This is a genomic window from Plesiomonas sp. ZOR0011, assembly GCF_000800945.1.
In the GTDB taxonomy this organism is placed as follows: domain Bacteria; phylum Pseudomonadota; class Gammaproteobacteria; order Enterobacterales; family CAMTGL01; genus Plesiomonas; species Plesiomonas shigelloides.
In genome coordinates, this window is record NZ_JRKB01000103.1 from 15,662 (window position 1) to 32,323 (window position 16,662).

The window sequence follows — 16,662 nt, forward strand, 5'->3', positions numbered from 1 at the left end:
TGCATGCAGTGTGCGCACTTTCAGGCCGGTGAATGCCGCTCCTGTCATTGGCTTGACCGCCCTTATTCCGAGCAACTGCAGCAAAAACAGCATGATTTGCAGGCGTTATTTACCCCGATCGCGGTCGGTCAGTGGTTACCGGCAGTTTCTGGCCCTGAGCAGGCGTTTCGCAACAAAGCTAAAATGGTGGTCAGTGGCGCGGTAGAGCGTCCGCTGCTGGGCATTTGCGATGCTGCCGGCAATGGTGTCGATCTGTGTGATTGTCCGCTCTATCCGGCGGCGTTTCAGGCGTTATTCCCCGCCTTAAAGCAATTTATTGGCCGCGCCGGTTTAACGCCTTATCTGATTGCACGGCGCCGTGGCGAGCTTAAATATCTGCTGTTAACGCAAAGTACCCTCAGTGGCGAATTCATGCTGCGCTTTGTGCTGCGCTCTGACAGCAAATTGCCGTTAATTCGCCGCGAACTGGCCTGGCTGCAAGCGCAGTTGCCACAGTTACGGGTGATCTCGGTGAATATCCAGCCGGTGCACATGGCCATTATGGAAGGGGAGCAGGAGATTATCCTGACGGCGGATGAAGCGCTAGAAGAGCAGTTTAATCAGGTGCCGCTGTATATTCGCCCGCGTAGCTTTTTCCAGACCAACCCCGATGTCGCAGCTAAATTGTATGCTACGGCGCGTGATTGGGTGCGTGCGCTGCCGGTGCATTCCCTGTGGGATCTGTTTTGCGGTGTCGGCGGATTTGGCTTGCACTGTGCCACGCCCGACATGACGTTAACCGGTATTGAGATTTCCCCAGAAGCCATTGCTTGTGCGCAAAAATCGGCGGCGACCTTGGGGCTAAACAAGGTGCAGTTTCAGGCGCTAGACTCAGCGGATTTTGCCCATAGCCGCGATGCGGTGCCGGATCTGGTGCTGGTGAACCCGCCACGGCGTGGGATCGGGGTGGCGCTGTGCGAATACCTATCGCGGATGGCGCCGGAGTATATTTTGTATTCCAGCTGCAATGCGGTCAGTATGCAGGCCGATGTGGCGCGTTTGACGGCCAATGGCCAGTATCAGCTGTTGCAGATGCAGCTGTTCGATATGTTCCCGCACACCGCACACTATGAGGTGCTGGGGCTGTTGAAGAAATCTGCCGGTTAAGCATTCTCGCTAATACATTCGCTATGCATCCGAGCTTTGCGCGCGCATGTCGCAATACTTCGCGCTGAATAACAAAAACCGCCAGTGATTGGCGGTTTTTTTATGGAAAAATTTTCGCTGACAAAGAGTTGAGCATGGTATGGCGTCTTCGCAGCTCTGCGGCGAGCACGGTCAGCGCTGCTTTTGATTGCGTTACGCGTTATTTTTACGCTGTTTTGGGGGCTTTCTTTTCGTGCCAAGTGACGCCTTCAAGCGTCAACAGCGCGGTTTTGATGGGTAGCCCACCGCTGTAGCCGGTCAGCGAGCGATCTTTGCCGAGGACGCGGTGACACGGGATGATGATGGCCAGTGGATTCGCACCGATGGCCCCACCGACGGCACGCACGGCTTTCGGATTACCGATGCGCTGGGCGATATCGCCATAGCAGCGGGTGCCCGCATAAGGAATTTGTAGTAATTGCTGCCAAACCTGTTGCTGAAACGGAGTGCCGACAGGGGCGAGCAGTAATTGCTCGGCTGAAGGTTTTTTCCCCGCAAAATATGCATCCAAAAAGTCGCAGGCTTGCTCCAGTGGGCGATTTTTCCCCGCTTGCCACAGCGGATTATGCGGCGGGTTTTCCGATGGCAGATACAAATGTCGCAGACCATGACGGTCGGCAATCAGCAATAACTCTCCCAATGGGGAGGCGTATTTAACGTAATACATCAGGTTGGTGTCCTTGCGCGGGTTCTGACTGTAGCTACGTTAGCCTGCTTTTTCGGTATGACAAAACCGACCTGTCACAAAAGTACGGCTGATCCGGCCAGATAGCCGCGGGGAAACGGTGTTAAATCGCAGTGAGCGTGTTGCGGGTGGCCGATAAGCCGAGGATGGGCTGATAGCGATTTCAGTATAAAAAACGGCATCCCGTAGGATGCCGTTATAAATGAAACTCAGTTTATTGGATACGAAATGACATAGCCTAGCGAACGCATGCGATTTAGCAGCGCTGCTCGAATGCCAGCATCCGCTTTTCCATCTGGCGCATCAAGATAGTCAGTAAACCATTCACGACCAGATAAATCACCCCAGCCATGCCAAATACCGCCAGCGTATCGTAGGTTTGGGCGTTCAGCTGCTGGGCATAACCCATGATATCCATGATAGTAATGGTACTGGCCAGCGATGTGCCTTTAAAAATCAACACCACTTCGTTGGAATAAGCTGGCAAAGAGCGCTTCAATGCGTAAGGCACCAAAATACGCAGCGTTTGCAAGCGAGTCATTCCCAGTGCGCTACAAGATTGCCACTGTCCCGCCGGAATCGCTTTCACTGCTCCGTAGAACAACAAGGTGGAGTAGGCCGCGCTATTGAGCGCTAACGCCAGCATGGCGCAAAACCAAGGTTCGGACAGCAATGGCCACAGCACGCTGTTACGCAGGCTTTCAAACTGACCTGGGCCGTAGTAAATCAGAAAAATCTGAATCAGCAGCGGGGTGCCGGTGAACAACGTCAGATAGCCTTTGGTCAACCAGCGCAGCGGCCCTTTGCGACCAGCCATGATCACGGTCATCACCACCGCCAGAGTAAAACCAATCAACAGGGCGCACACGGTCAGCGATAAGCTGGTTTGTAGCCCCTGCAACAACGTTGGCAAATAATCCCACATCAGGCTGCACTCCTTTCAAAACGGGTGACATACAGATCCAGCCGGTGCAGCAAAAACTGGCTGATGAGCGTGACCACCAGATACAGCACGGCGGCCAACGCAAACCAGGTAAACGGCTGCCACGTTGAGGTGGCAATGGTTTGAGCCTGACGCATTAACTCATTGACCCCAATCAGGGAAACCAGCGCGGTGTCTTTCAGCAGCACCAGCCATTGGTTACCCAACCCCGGCAGGGCGTGACGCCAGACTTGTGGCAGGATCACGCGCACAAAAATATCTTTACGCGTCATGCCGAGTGCCAAGCCAGACTCCCACTGCCCCTGTGAAATGGCCTTCAGCGCGCCCCGCAGTGTCTGCGAGGCGTAGGAGGCAAAAATCACCGCCAGAGCCACCGCGCCGCACCAAAACGGACTGAATTCGACAAATTCGCCGCTTAGCAGGAATAGCACCTGTGTCGAGCCAAAATAAATAAACAATACGACCAGAATTTCCGGCAGACCGCGCAGTACCGTCACCAGCGTACTGACCGGCCAACTGACGAAGCGCCATCGCACGGACTCAAGAACGGCAAATAACAGGGCCAGTATCAGCCCTATCACTAAAGAGGTGAGTGCCAGACCGACAGTCATGCCGGTCGCCGTCAGGAGTAGGTGGAGAAATTCTGTTCCGGCCATCGTTAATTATTTAAACCACTTGTTGTAGATGGATTGATAGGTACCGTTGGCATGCAAGGTATCCAGCGCGGTGTTGAGCTTGTTCAGCAGTTCGGTGTTGCCTTTGTTGACGGCAATGCCGAAGCCTTTACCAAAGTAAGCTTGATCGGTCACCGGAGCGCCGACAGGCTGCAGGTTGGCATCTTGCTTCAGCCACTCGGCAATCACCGCGGTGTCACCAAATACGGCATCAATCCGGCCATTTTTCATATCGATCACGGCATTTTGATAGCTACCGTAAGGCACCGATTTCAGATCTTTCATCTGCTCATTGATATAAGTTTGGTGAGTGGAGCCATTTTGTACGCCAACCCGCTTACCTTGCAGACCTGCGGCATCGGCAAACTTACCTTTTTGGGCAATGAATACTGCGGCGTTGTCATAGTAAGGCTTGGTGAAGTCCACCTGCTTTAAACGCTCTTCGGTGATATCCATAGCGGAAATGGCTGCATCGTAACGACGGAATTTCAGGCTCGGGATCAGGCTGTCAAATGCTTGGTTGCTGAACGTACATTCCGCTTTGATTTCCGCGCACAGCGCTTTAGCCAGATCGACATCAAAACCGACGATTTCGTTTTTCTCGTTGGTGGACTCAAACGGTGGATAGGTCGCTTCCATGGCAAAGCGAATAGTGTCGGCGGCCATTACCGTACTGCTAAAACCTGCGCAAAGGCTGCTAGTCAGCAGAGCTGCGGTCAGTAATTTTTTCATGATGAACTCCTTGTAATACGCAGAGAAAACTCAGTGCGATAAATAACCGGCAAAGGCCGAGGTTTGAGGTTGAGTGAAGCAGGTGGCACTGCCTTGTTCGAGGATGTGCCCTTGCTCCATGTAAATCACCTGACTGGCCACTTTCTTGGCCACTTCCACTTCGTGGGTCACGATAACCTGTGTGATCCCCGTTTGTGCCAACTCTTGAATGATGCTGACCACTTGTGCAGTGATCTCCGGATCCAGCGCAGCCGTTGGCTCATCAAACAAGAGCACTTGTGGCTCCATCATCAGGGCGCGGGCAATGGCGACCCGCTGTTGCTGACCGCCCGATAGATGCAGCGGATAACGGCCGGCATACGGCGTCAGACGTAACCGCTCCAGCAACACGTTAGCGCGGCTTTGAGCTTGTTCTTTGCTTAAACCCAATACTCGGCACGGGGCTTCAGTCAGATTTTCCATCACGGTCAGATGTGGCCAGAGGTTGTACTGCTGAAAGACCATGCCGACGTTTTGGCGCAGCTCACGCACAGCGCGGCTGTCAGGTTCGCGCGATAAATCAAAGTCCATACCGGCAATGTGCAGGGTGCCACTTTTGGGCACTTCCAACAGATTCAATACCCGCAGCAGCGAACTTTTGCCGGCACCGCTCGGGCCGAGCAGTACCAGTGTCTCGCCAGCGCTGCATTCAAAACTGATATTGTGTAAGGCTTGGTGTTCGCCGTAAAAGCAATTCACCTGATTTAACTGAATACTCATGCGATCCAACTGAATAATGAGTTATTTTTGGTGATAGTAAATAGATTCGCATAATTATGCAATATAGATATGTAAGATAAGAATAAGAAAATGGTCTGATTTTTCTGTCATCTTGTTCTATGTCAGGCTTGGTGCGGCTTGCGTTGATACTTTTTGTCTTGATTTCATGGTGCTATAGGTCAAAAAAACGGCACAGCACAGTGCGCTAAGGCAGTATTTGCCTTGAAGGGATAAAAAATCCAGCTTGAATAACTTTTCACTGTAAATGAAAGTGTAAACCGCACTTAAAATACTTTTTTTGTGGCGGTGAATATGGCAAATGCAGAGGATTATTCTGTGCCGAGCAGTGAAGCACGCTAACGATCGGGGTGTGAGTTCAGTGAGTCAGTCGTGTAGGTGATAAGCGGCGTGCGCCAGAGGATGCTGCTGGCATTTTTAGCGGACACTTTTTCTTATGGTGATGCAATGCAACGAGATATGCAGAACGGGATGGCTGAGTTAGCGGTTTAGCGGTGGAGCCAATTTGCGCCACGCTGAACTGAAAAGAGGAAAAGAGGAAAAGAGGAAAGCGCATTACGCCAAAATAAAATGCGGGTATCGGGTGGTGTCGATAGATACCCGCAGAGTCGAAGAACGTTACCTATGACGCTCGCGCAAGCGGCGGATGACATCACGCAACTGCAGATCTTGGTCTTGCAGCAGCACCATCAGGTGATACAACAAATCCGCAGATTCATTGATCAGCTCATCTTTATCACCGGCCACCGCGGCCAGTGCGGTTTCCACCCCTTCTTCGCCCACTTTCTGGGCAATACGCTTGGTGCCTTTGGCATACAGGCGTGCGGTGTACGACGTTTGCGGGTCGACGCTTTTGCGCGCCATTAAAATCGATTCTAACTTGCCGAGGAAAATCAAATCTGGCTCCACGGCAGTTTCTTCAAAGCAGCTGTCAGTCCCCAGATGGCACGTAGCACCGTGCGGTTCGGCTAAGATCAGTAAGGTGTCGTTATCGCAGTCCAGCCCCATGCGGGTGGCCCACAGAATGTGGCCGGAGGTTTCGCCTTTGGTCCACAGGCGCTGTTTGGTACGTGAAAAAAAGGTGACTTGACGGGTTTGCAGGGTTTTTTCCAGTGCCTCCGGAGTCATATAACCAAGCATTAGCACTTCGCCGTTTTGGGCGTGCTGTACGATAGCCGGCAGCAGTCCACCGACCTTGTCCCAGTTGATCATTGCGCGTTGCTGTTCAGTTAACACAGTCTGATCTCCACACCTTGTTTGAAGAGGAATTCCTTGAGCTCACCGATATTGATGATTTGCTTATGGAATACGGATGCGGCCAGCGCACCGTCTACATCCGCATCGCGGAATGCCTCAAGAAAATGTTCCGGTCGTCCGGCGCCGCCCGAGGCAATCAGAGGAACCTGACATACCTCGCGTACCCGCTGTAATTGCCGGATATCGTAGCCACGGCGAACCCCATCTTGGTTCATCATGTTCAGCACAATTTCACCGGCGCCGCGTCGTTGCACTTCTTGCACCCAGTCGAGTGTAGACCACGCAGTGGCACGGGTGCGGCTTTCATCACCGGTAAACTGATAGACCTGATAGCTATCGAGCGCTTCGTCGTACCAAGTATCAATTCCGACTACCACACACTGCTGGCCAAAGCGTTCCGCCAGATCGTTGATCAGGGCTGGATTGGCCAGTGCCGGTGAGTTAACAGAAATCTTATCTGCGCCGTAAGCCAGAATCTGTGCGGCATCTTCCGCTGTACGGATCCCACCTGCGACACAAAAAGGAATATCAATCACTTCGGCGACTTTTGCGACCCAGCTCTTATCGACGGTACGACCATCAGAAGAGGCGGTGATGTCATAAAACACCAGCTCATCAGCGCCTTCTTGTGCGTAGCGACGCGCCAGCGGCACGATGTCACCGATGATTTCGTGGTTGCGAAATTGCACGCCTTTGACGACTTGGCCGTTGCGTACATCCAGACAGGGGATTATCCGTTTTGCCAGCATGCAATGGCCTCCTCGGTGTTGAATTTACCTTCCAGCAGCGCGCGACCGACAATCACGCCGCGTACGCCACTGCCGCGAAGAGCACGAATGTCATCCAGTGAGCCGATGCCGCCGGAAGATTGAAACGCGATCTGCGGGAAACGGGCGGCCAGTTCACGGTACAGACGCACGTTGGAGCCAGCCAGCGTGCCATCGCGAGAGATATCGGTGCACAACACGTGCTTGAGGCCCACGGTTTGGTACTCTTCCAGCAGGGTTTCGATGGCAAGGCCAGAGTCTTGTTGCCAGCCGCTGATAGCGACGCGTTTGACTTCATCGCTGCCGATACGAACGTCTAATGCCAGCACTAAACGCTCGGCGCCGAAGCGGGCAAACCAGCGTTTAACTTCTGCAATATCACGCACCGCGGTTGAGCCAACCACTACGCGTGCGGCACCCGCCTCGAGTAGATCGGCCACATCCTGCTCAGTACGCACGCCGCCGCCAATTTGGATATGCGCGGGCGTCGCTTTAATCAGGTGCGTGATCAGGGCTAACTGACGGCGCTGAGTGTCTTTGGCGCCGGTCAGATCTACTAAGTGCAGCCATTGGGCGCCTTGTTGCTGATATTCCTGCAGTCGCAGGGCGGGATCGGTTTGATAGTCGGTCTGGCGGGCGTAGTCACCCTGTAGCAGACGCACGACTTTGCCGTCGATCAGATCCAGTGCGGGAATAATCATCCTTGTTACATCTCCAGAAAGTTTTTCAGCAACTGGGCACCGGCGCGGCCGGAGCGCTCGGGGTGAAACTGCACGCCGTAAAAGTTGTCTTTTTGTACCGCTGCAGAGAACGGCTCACCGTAGTTGCATTGGGCGATGGTCGCGGTGCTGACGGGCATCGCGAAGCTGTGCACGAAGTAGAAATACTCACCATCGGCGATGTTATTGAACAGGCGATGGCCGGCTTTCGGATAAACCCGATTCCAGCCCATGTGTGGCAGTGGCAGGCCAAAGTCGGTCATGCGCAGCACGCTTTCCGGAATGACGCCCAAGGTGTCAGTACTGCCTTCCTCGCAGTACTCTGCCATGATTTGCATGCCTAAACAGATCCCCAACACCGGCTGCGTGCAGGCTTTGATCAGCGCCGGAAGCTGGCGCTGGGTTAAGTTTTGCATGGCATTGTTGGCGGTACCGACCCCAGGCAGCAGCAGTTTATCGGCGGTGAGGATCACGTCGGGCTCTTTGCTGATTTGCGGCTCATAGCCTAGGCGCTGAATAGCAAAGTAGACCGAAGCCAAATTCGCGCAGCCGGTATCCACAATCACGACCCGGGTATGTGGCGTTTGTTGCGGCATTTACAGCACTCCTTTTGAGCTAGGCAGGGCATCACCCTCCACACGGATCGCTTGTCGCAGTGTGCGGCCAAAGGCTTTGAACAGACTCTCCACCATGTGATGGCTATTGTGGCCTTTGGTTTTCAGGTGCAAGGTGCAGGCTAGCGCATCACTCAGTGAGCGGAAAAAATGCTCGACCATTTCGGTGCTTAGATCGCCGACCTGCGCGCGGTCAAACTTGGCTTTGAATTTCAGGTATGGACGACCAGAAAGATCCAGCGCGCAGCGCGCCAAGCACTCATCCATCGGCAAGACAAAACCGAAGCGCCCGATGCCCCGTTTGTTGCCAAGCGCTTCTTTCAGCGCCTGTCCGAGCGCCAGCGCAGTGTCTTCCACCGTGTGGTGATCATCGATATGCAGATCGCCCTCGACACTGACACTCATCCGAAAACCGCCGTGGGTGGCAATCTGATCCAGCATGTGGTCAAAAAAGCCCAATCCCGTCTGAATGTGATTCTCACCTGTTTCATCCAGCCACAGTTCGACCTTGATATCGGTTTCGCGGGTGGTACGGGTGACGCACGCGTGGCGAGGAGGCAGAGTCAAGCGGCGCACAATCTCCGGCCAACCGGTGACGCCGTTTTGATAACGGATCCCGGTGATGCCCATGTTAGTGGCCAGTTGCAGGTCGGTTTCCCGATCGCCAATCACATAGGAGTGTTCGGGGTTGATGCAGTCCGCTTCCAGATATTGTTTAACCAGCCCTAGTTTGGGTTTACGGCAACTGCAGTTGTCGTGTTCAAAGTGTGGGCAGATCAGGATGTCGTCGAATTTCACCCCTTGTGAGCTAAAAATATCCAGCATCATTTGTTGCGGGAGATCGAAGTCCGGTTGCGGGAAGCTGTTGGTGCCAAGGCCATCTTGGTTGGTGATCATCACCAGTTTGTAACCTTCACGGCGTAACTTGAGCAGGGCGGGGATCACCGCCGGCTCTAGACGCAGTTTATCCAACCGGTCGACTTGAAAATCTTGCGGCGGCTCGGCGATCAGGGTGCCGTCGCGATCAATAAACAGGTAGTTCTCGGTGCGATTTTCAGTCGATTGTGCTGCGGGTACGGAACGACGTACCGATGGACGGAATTTTTTCTTTTTCACTGCATGGCTCCTTGCTGATACAGCGCGTCGATAGCGTTCAGGGTACGGCGGCATTCAGCCTCGGTTCCTATGCTGATGCGCAGACAGTTTTGCATGCCCGGTTGCTTGCCCTGATTACGTAAGATAATGCCCTGATCCCAGAGGCTTTTGAATACTTTTTCACCGTCAATGAAGCGAACGGTTAGCCAGTTACCTTCGCCAGTGTAAACTTCGCGGCACAGTGGGTTGCGGCGCAGCCCTTCGGCAAGCAAGGCGCGGTGGCGTAATGTGTCAGCCACTTGGGTGCGCATACGGTCTAATCCCGCGTCGCTTAAGGCTTGGGCGGCGATATCTGCCACCGGTTGTGGCACGGGATAAGGAGCAATCACCTTTTGCAGCAAACCAATCACCGGCGGATTGGCCAGCGCGAACCCGCAGCGTAAACCTGCTAAGGCGAAGGCTTTAGACAAGGTGCGCAGGATCACTAGATGCGGATATTGTGCTAGCAGCGGTACGCAGGTCGCCTGCGGACAAAACTCGATATAGGCTTCATCCACTACCACAATGGCGCGACCGGCGGTATCGTCCAACAACTGCACGATATCTTCGCGGCGCAGCAGATTGCCGGTAGGGTTATTCGGGCTACAGACAAAAATGACTTTGACGTTATCCATCTGAGCGCGGATCGCCGGCAAGTCCAGTTGCCAGTCAGCAGTGGCTGGGACAATCCGGCGCGCGACGCCTAACGTTTCGGCGCTGACGGTGTACATGCCATAGGTGGGCGGGCAGAACATCACTGCATCTTGCCCCGGCTCGCAAAACGCGCGGATCACCAGTTCAATGGCTTCATCCGCGCCGCGACTGACCAGTACTTGCTCTGAAGTAACACCGGCATATGCCGCATAACGGCGGAGCACTTGCTCTGGCTGGCACTCAGGATAGCGGTTCAGTTTAGCTTCGGTTAGCTGATAATCCGGTGAGGTTGGGTATTCGTTGGCGTTGAGCCACACATCACCTTGACCGCCAATGCGTCGCGCCGACAGATAGGGCGTCAGCTCACGCACGTTGCGCCGCGCCAGTGTCTCGATTGCGCGGGCATCGCAGGCCGCCGCGCTATCCCGTGCTGTTACGGAAGATTCCAGTGATGATGTGCTCATTTCCCTTCTCCTTGGGCATCGGCGGTTTGCACGGCTTCATTCGGGTTGTTATCACGGCGGCCAGCGTTTAGTGCGGCGACGCGCAGTGTCACGGCAAGACGGTGTGCATCGAGTTTTTCGGCTGACGCCATCCGCTCGACGGTAGGAGCCAGAGCCAGCAGGCCATCGGCGGTCAGCTCTTGAACCGTCATCCGCTTCATGAAATCGGCCAGCCCTAAGCTGGAATAGGTGCGGGTGTAGCCATAAGTCGGTAGCACGTGATTGGTGCCAGAGGCGTAGTCGCCGGCAGATTCTGGCGTCCATGCACCGAGGAAAATCGAGCCGGCATTGTGCAGCGCGCTCAGCAGTTGGCGCGGAGAATCGGTCTGGATGATCAAGTGCTCGGGGCCGTATTGATTGCTGATCGCCATTGCTTGCGTCAGATCCGCGGTCAGAATAATGCGACTGGCGGCCAGCGCTTGTCCGGCAATGGTGGCGCGCGGCAGCAGCGCTAGCTGGCGGTCGACCTCAGCGGTTACTGCATCGGCCAGTGTCTGGCTTGGGGTCAGTAGAATCACCTGCGAGTCGGGGCCGTGCTCGGCTTGTGACAGTAAATCGCTGGCGATAAAAGCCGGGTTGGCGTTGGCGTCAGCAATCACCAGCACTTCGGAAGGGCCGGCTGGCATATCCATCGCTGCGCCGCGGTGATCTTGGCTGACTTGTCGTTTGGCTTCGGTGACATAAGCATTGCCGGGGCCAAAAATTTTGTCTGCTTTCGGCACTGATTCGGTGCCATAGGCCATAGCGGCAATCGCCTGCGCGCCGCCAACATTAAAGATTTGGCTGATGCCACACAGGCGTGCGACATACAAAATCTCATCGGCAATCGGTGGGGGGGAGCACAAGATCACTTGTGGACAACCGGCAATACGAGCCGGAATGCCGAGCATCAAGGTGGTCGACAGCAGCGGCGCTGATCCCCCAGGGATATACAATCCGACCGATTGCACCGGACGGGTGATCACTTCGCAGGTCACGCCCGGCTGGGTTTCCACTCGCACCACCGATGGACGCTGCGCTTCGTGAAACGCCGCGATGTTACGATAGGCGTTTTGCAGTGCGGTTTTCATCTCGTCGCTTAAGCGTGCTTCGGCAGCATCCACTTCCGCGGCGCTGACGGTAAGCGTTGCAGGGCGCACGCGGTCAAAACGTTCGGTTAAGGCTAGCAGGGCGCTATCGCCACCTTGTTGGACTTGCTGCACGATGTCGCGCACGCTGGCGCTGATGTCTTGCGCGGCGCTGATGGCTGGGCGCATTAAGGCCTGTTGCTGCTCAGCGGGGCTCAGGCGATCCCAATTCAACATTTCCATCCCCGTTACTCCATCATCTTTTCAATTGGCAGCACCAAAATGGAGCTGGCACCTAAGGCTTTGAGCTGCTCCATGGTTTCCCAGAACAGGGTTTCGCTGCTGACCATGTGCATGGCGATACGATTTTTCTCATTGGCCAGCGGTAACACGGTTGGGTGCTCGGCCCCCGGCAGCAGCGCGATGATCTCTTCCAAGCGGTCGGTGGGGGCGTGCAGCATGATGTATTTAGACTCGCGCGCCTGAATCACCCCTTGCATCCGCGTCAGCAGGCGATCGACTAATTGCTGTTTTTCAGCTGATAGCGTACCGGCGCGCTGAATTAAGGTGGCCTTGGAGCGGTAGATGACCTCCGCTTCGCGCAGACCATTGGCTTCGAGAGTGGCTCCGGTCGACACCAGATCGCAGATGGCATCGGCCAAACCGGCGCGTGGCGCAACTTCTACCGAACCGTTAAGCAGGCAGCTTTTAAAGGCGATGCCGCGCTCATCCATGTAACGCTTGAGCAAATTGGGGTAAGAGGTGGCTATGCGGGCATTGAGCAGGCTGGCTGGACCGTCATAACGGGTATCAATCGGCACCGCTAAAGAGAGGCGGCAACCACCGAAATCTAAACGGCGCAAGGTGCTGTATTGCGGGGCTTCCCCACGGGCTTGGCGGCTCAGCACTTCTTCTTCCAGCACGTTTTCGCCAATGATGCCCAGATCCACCACGCCATCCATCACCAGTCCCGGAATATCGTCATCGCGCACGCGCAGCAGATCAATTGGCATGTTTTCGGCAAAGGCAATCAGGCGTTGTTGTTGCAGGTTGATTTTGACCCCACAGCGGGCCAGCAGCTCGCGCGAGTCATCACTCAGGCGACCGGATTTTTGGATAGCGATACGCAGTCGGTTGGCGTTCAGCATGGCAATGTCCTTTTAGTCTGATTTTGTCCCAGCGCCGATAGGCGGGCTGGGTAAATTGCGGGGCTACTCCGGTGAAGCGGGTGGCGGAGTAGGCCGTTAAATCGTTACGTCATCCGTTGACGTTTTGCCTGTGGCCAGTTTGCACCGGCGTATACAGTAAAAAGCCCCCGGAAAAGTGATCTTCCGGGGGCTGGATTGTGTACCTTGACTGTCGTCCACCGGAAGAACTCTCTGAGCGTCTTCCACGGACCAGCGTCCTGAAAGACTAATCAGGATGATGGTGATGATGGTGGTTACGAACGGTGAAAACAGTCATGGTGAAATCTCGTGTCTGGTTAATGATCGCTGCTGTTATCGATTGAGCATGTATACAGCCAGTGATGCCTAGATAGACTTAGTGTGAATTCAACTTAAACCAAAGCGCCAGCCAAAAGCAACAGTAAATTTTGCCGTAGTGAATAACACGCTGAGTCAGCAAAACTGGTTGTATTTTATGCTGCATCTAGCGTGAAAGGCTGGTTATTTGTGATAGGCATGTTTTCGCATTCTTGGGGCTTGCTGCGCATAGACAACATCGAACGCGGATAGGGAAGAGTATGGTGCGATGTTAACAGTGTCGCGAAAGTGCGGTGAAAAGCACATGACAAAAAAGATAACGGAGCCCTAACCTGACGGCGAGTGAAGCCAATATCCCCATTTTGCATAACACTTTGCACAGCAGATTGCACAGATCCGGTTGGCCGCCACGCCAGCGGACAGGCATAATGACCGCTTCACTCACTCAATTTCCGATGGCAGGCCGGCGCGCGTGACAGACAACTATTTTGCAGACGATGGCATTCTGGCCCGTAACATTGAGGGCTTTCGCGCCCGTGAACCGCAGTGTCAGATGGCGCAAGCAGTCCGTGAGGCCATTGAGCACAAATCCGCGCTGGTGGTGGAAGCGGGAACCGGCACTGGGAAAACCTATGCCTATTTGGTACCGGCTCTGGCTGCCAAGCGCAAAACCATCATCTCTACCGGCTCGAAAAACCTGCAAGATCAGCTGTTTCGCCGCGACTTACCTACTATCGAAGGCGCGCTCAATTTTACGGGCCGAGTCGCGTTGCTCAAAGGGCGGGCTAATTACCTGTGTCTGGATCGCCTCGATCGGCAAATGGCGGAAAGTCATCTGACCGATAAAACGGTGCTGGCGGATCTGGTGCGGATCCGCACCTGGTCATCATCCAGTGACAGTGGCGATCTGAGCGATTGCGATGCGGTGGCCGAAGACAGCCCAGTGCTGCCGATGGTCACCAGTACTAACGAGTCTTGCCTTGGTACTGAGTGTCCGCAGTATCAAGAGTGCTACGTGGTACGGGCGCGTCGCCGTGCGCTGGAAGCCGATGTGGTGGTGGTAAACCATCACCTGTTTTTGGCTGATATGGTGGTCAAAGAGACCGGTTTTGCTGAGCTAATTCCGGAAGCGGAAGTGATCATCTTCGATGAAGCGCACCAGCTACCAGATATCGCCAGTCAGTATTTTGGGCAGTCACTGACCTCGCGCCAATTGCTGGACCTAGGTAAAGACATGCTGCTCGGTTATCACCTTGAAGTGCGCGATGTAGCGCAGTTGAGTAAGTGTGCCGAGCGGTTAACCCAGACTGCGCAAGATTTATGCATTGTGTTGAACGGTGGCATTGGGCGAGGAAACTGGCGCGATGCGTTGAAAAATCCGCTGATCCAACGCGAATTATCACGTTTAAATGACGCGCTGGATTTTGCGGCCGAAGTGCTACGCTTGGTGGTGGGGCGCTCTAAATTGCTGGATGCGGCATTTGAGCGGGCTGAGCAGTTTCGCGCACGTCTCAAGCGCCTGAGCGACACCGATGTTACCGGTTACAGTTACTGGTATGAAAGCTCAGGGCGACATTTTAGTTTGAATCTGACGCCGCTCAGTGTGGCGGACAAATTCAGCGAGCAGATGCGTTTGCATCCGGCGGCGTGGATTTTCACCTCTGCCACCTTGGCGGTGGGGGAGAATTTTGACCACTACTGCCAGCGTCTGGGGATTGCCAAGGCACGCCAGCTGACGCTGACCAGCCCGTTTGATTACCCTTCGCAGGCTTTGCTGTGTGTGCCCCGTTTTCTGCCGGAGCCGAATCGTCCTTATACCGCAGAGGCGCTGGTGAACTTGCTGACCCCAGTGATTGAGGCCAGCCAAGGGCGCTGCTTTTTCTTGTGCACCTCGCATCAGATGATGCGTGATTTGGCTGAGCGATTTCGGGCGCGCTTAAGTCTACCGGTGTTGGTGCAAGGGGAAACCGGCAAGCAAAAATTGCTGGAAACCTTTGTTGAGCACGGCAATGCCTTACTGGTGGCGACGGGCAGTTTCTGGGAAGGGGTGGATGTGCGCGGCCAAGCGCTGTCTTGCGTGATTATCGACAAACTGCCGTTTACCGCGCCCGATGATCCGCTGTTAAAAGCGCGCATGGAAGATAGCCAGCGCCGCGGTTGCGATCCCTTCAGTGATGTGCAGTTGCCGGACGCAGTGATTACCTTAAAGCAAGGGGTTGGCCGTTTGATTCGGGATACCCAAGACCGTGGTGTGGTAGTGATTTGCGATGCACGTTTGGTGTCGCGTCCTTATGGGCAGGTGTTTTTGGAAAGCTTGCCGCCGCTGCCGCGCTCGCGTGATGTCGGGCAGGCGATTGCGTTTTTGCATCAGATTGCGCCGCACGGGGAATAGCCCAGATGGGCAATCGCCTGTATCGGAAAGTGCCCGTATCGGAAAGAGCAGTGGCATGAAAGCGCAATGGTATGGGGATGAAAGTGCTGTGGTCTGAAGGTGCTATGGTATGATGTTGGGCTACTCTGAATTAGCTCGTTGTTATTGATTGATCCGAGGTCTGGATGTCAACCCGAATTCTGGCGCTAGATACCGCCACTGAAGCCTGCTCTGCTGCCCTGTGGGTAGACGGAGAGGTATATGCCGTTTCCGAAGTCTGTCCGCGTGAGCATACGCAGCGCATTTTACCGATGGTGCAGCAGATGCTGGCTGAAGCCGGCCTGACCCTGAATCAACTGGATGCGCTGGCTTTTGGCCGTGGACCGGGCAGTTTTACCGGTGTGCGGATTGGCGTTGGCGTGGCGCAAGGTCTGGCACTGGGCGCAGATTTGCCGATGATCGGGGTTTCGAACCTGCTGGCGATGGCGCAGGGTGCGTACCGAGTACAGCAACATCAGCAAGTGCTGGTGGCGATTGATGCGCGTATGGGCGAAGTTTATTGGGGTCAGTATCTGCGAGCCGATAATGGTGAGTGGCAGGTAGTGGGCGAAGAAGCGGTGCTCGAGCCTCAAAATGTACAGGTGATCACTGCGGGTGAGACTAACCAGTGGGCGACGGCCGGTACCGGTTTTACTGCTTATCCGACCTTGGCTCAGCAAGAGGGCATAATACTGACCGACAGCGGTATTTTGCTGCCTGAAGCGCGCGATATGTTGCCACAGGCACTGGCTTGCTGGCAGCGTGGTGAAGTGGTGGCGGTCGAGAATGCTGCGCCGGTATACCTGCGTAACAATGTGGCCTGGAAAAAGCTGCCGGGCCGTGAATAAGCGGTGAGTGGTGCTTGTCTTATCCGGTGAGTGTTATTCGCTCCCCTACGTATGCGGCGGTCCTGGTGGCCGCCGTATTGTTTATGCGGCATCTGTATAGCCGTCTTTCTGGGCTACTTTGGTCTTCGTGTTATCTCTGTTGCGCGCTATTGTTCTTATCCCTTATCCCTTATCCCTTATCCCTTATCCCTTATCCCTTATCCCTTATC

The 16,662-nt window shown here is 54.7% G+C and carries 16 protein-coding genes and 1 other annotated feature; of the genes, 3 read left to right on the top strand and 13 right to left on the bottom strand.

The window, feature by feature from the left end:
* Positions 1–3: 3 nt before the first annotated feature.
* Positions 4–1,146 carry a 23S rRNA (uracil(747)-C(5))-methyltransferase RlmC gene (rlmC, locus tag L975_RS16030; RefSeq protein ID WP_047709296.1) on the top strand — a complete coding sequence of 381 codons (1,143 nt, stop codon included), beginning with the start codon at positions 4–6 and terminating at the stop codon, positions 1,144–1,146.
* Positions 1,147–1,351: 205 nt separating this feature from the next.
* Here rlmC and L975_RS16035 read toward each other — a convergent pair whose 3' ends face one another.
* The 13 genes from L975_RS16035 to hisG form a co-directional block, all read right to left on the bottom strand.
* The gene (locus tag L975_RS16035; RefSeq protein ID WP_047709297.1) at positions 1,352–1,852 is read right to left on the bottom strand and encodes a methylated-DNA--[protein]-cysteine S-methyltransferase; all 501 of its coding nucleotides are present in this window, start codon (positions 1,850–1,852) and stop codon (positions 1,352–1,354) included.
* 274 nt (positions 1,853–2,126) lie between these two features.
* Complete coding sequence (artM, locus tag L975_RS16040; RefSeq protein WP_010864187.1) at positions 2,127–2,795, bottom strand: arginine ABC transporter permease ArtM; 669 nt, start codon at positions 2,793–2,795, stop codon at positions 2,127–2,129.
* A complete protein-coding gene (gene artQ / locus L975_RS16045) occupies positions 2,795–3,469 on the bottom strand; it encodes an arginine ABC transporter permease ArtQ (protein WP_039045562.1) in 675 nt (224 codons plus the stop codon). The genes artM and artQ overlap by 1 nt, the downstream gene beginning before the upstream one ends.
* 6 nt (positions 3,470–3,475) lie before the next feature.
* Complete coding sequence (locus L975_RS16050) at positions 3,476–4,219, bottom strand: arginine ABC transporter substrate-binding protein (protein WP_010864185.1); 744 nt, start codon at positions 4,217–4,219, stop codon at positions 3,476–3,478.
* A 30-nt stretch (positions 4,220–4,249) separates the two neighbouring features.
* Positions 4,250–4,978: an arginine ABC transporter ATP-binding protein ArtP gene (artP, locus tag L975_RS16055; RefSeq protein WP_047709298.1), complete on the bottom strand. Its 729-nt coding sequence runs from the start codon at positions 4,976–4,978 to the stop codon at positions 4,250–4,252.
* A 636-nt stretch (positions 4,979–5,614) separates the two neighbouring features.
* Positions 5,615–6,232 carry a bifunctional phosphoribosyl-AMP cyclohydrolase/phosphoribosyl-ATP diphosphatase HisIE gene (gene hisIE, locus L975_RS16060; protein ID WP_047709299.1) on the bottom strand — a complete coding sequence of 206 codons (618 nt, stop codon included), beginning with the start codon at positions 6,230–6,232 and terminating at the stop codon, positions 5,615–5,617.
* Positions 6,226–7,002 (bottom strand): imidazole glycerol phosphate synthase subunit HisF, encoded by a 777-nt coding sequence (gene hisF / locus L975_RS16065; RefSeq protein ID WP_010864182.1) that lies wholly within the window; start codon positions 7,000–7,002, stop codon positions 6,226–6,228. Before hisF ends, hisIE begins: the two co-directional genes overlap by 7 nt.
* Positions 6,984–7,721: a 1-(5-phosphoribosyl)-5-[(5-phosphoribosylamino)methylideneamino]imidazole-4-carboxamide isomerase gene (gene hisA / locus L975_RS16070; protein WP_047709300.1), complete on the bottom strand. Its 738-nt coding sequence runs from the start codon at positions 7,719–7,721 to the stop codon at positions 6,984–6,986. Before hisA ends, hisF begins: the two co-directional genes overlap by 19 nt.
* Before the next feature lie 5 nt (positions 7,722–7,726).
* On the bottom strand, positions 7,727–8,335 hold the full coding sequence (gene hisH, locus L975_RS16075; protein ID WP_010864180.1) for an imidazole glycerol phosphate synthase subunit HisH: 609 nt from the start codon (positions 8,333–8,335) through the stop codon (positions 7,727–7,729).
* Positions 8,336–9,388 (bottom strand): bifunctional histidinol-phosphatase/imidazoleglycerol-phosphate dehydratase HisB, encoded by a 1,053-nt coding sequence (gene hisB / locus L975_RS16080; protein ID WP_047709306.1) that lies wholly within the window; start codon positions 9,386–9,388, stop codon positions 8,336–8,338.
* Between the two features lie 77 nt (positions 9,389–9,465).
* Positions 9,466–10,605: a histidinol-phosphate transaminase gene (gene hisC, locus L975_RS16085; RefSeq protein WP_081995731.1), complete on the bottom strand. Its 1,140-nt coding sequence runs from the start codon at positions 10,603–10,605 to the stop codon at positions 9,466–9,468.
* Positions 10,602–11,954 carry a histidinol dehydrogenase gene (gene hisD, locus L975_RS16090; RefSeq protein ID WP_047709301.1) on the bottom strand — a complete coding sequence of 451 codons (1,353 nt, stop codon included), beginning with the start codon at positions 11,952–11,954 and terminating at the stop codon, positions 10,602–10,604. The genes hisC and hisD overlap by 4 nt, the downstream gene beginning before the upstream one ends.
* 5 nt (positions 11,955–11,959) lie before the next feature.
* A complete protein-coding gene (gene hisG / locus L975_RS16095; RefSeq protein ID WP_010864176.1) occupies positions 11,960–12,859 on the bottom strand; it encodes an ATP phosphoribosyltransferase in 900 nt (299 codons plus the stop codon).
* Between the two features lie 159 nt (positions 12,860–13,018).
* Positions 13,019–13,149: a sequence feature (His leader region), on the bottom strand.
* Positions 13,150–13,667: 518 nt separating this feature from the next.
* On the opposite strand from hisG, the gene L975_RS16100 reads away from it, so the two are divergent.
* Both L975_RS16100 and tsaB read left to right on the top strand, forming a co-directional pair.
* Positions 13,668–15,587: an ATP-dependent DNA helicase gene (locus tag L975_RS16100; protein ID WP_047709302.1), complete on the top strand. Its 1,920-nt coding sequence runs from the start codon at positions 13,668–13,670 to the stop codon at positions 15,585–15,587.
* 164 nt (positions 15,588–15,751) lie between these two features.
* Complete coding sequence (tsaB, locus tag L975_RS16105; RefSeq protein ID WP_047709303.1) at positions 15,752–16,453, top strand: tRNA (adenosine(37)-N6)-threonylcarbamoyltransferase complex dimerization subunit type 1 TsaB; 702 nt, start codon at positions 15,752–15,754, stop codon at positions 16,451–16,453.
* The last annotated feature ends 209 nt before the right edge of the window (positions 16,454–16,662 follow it).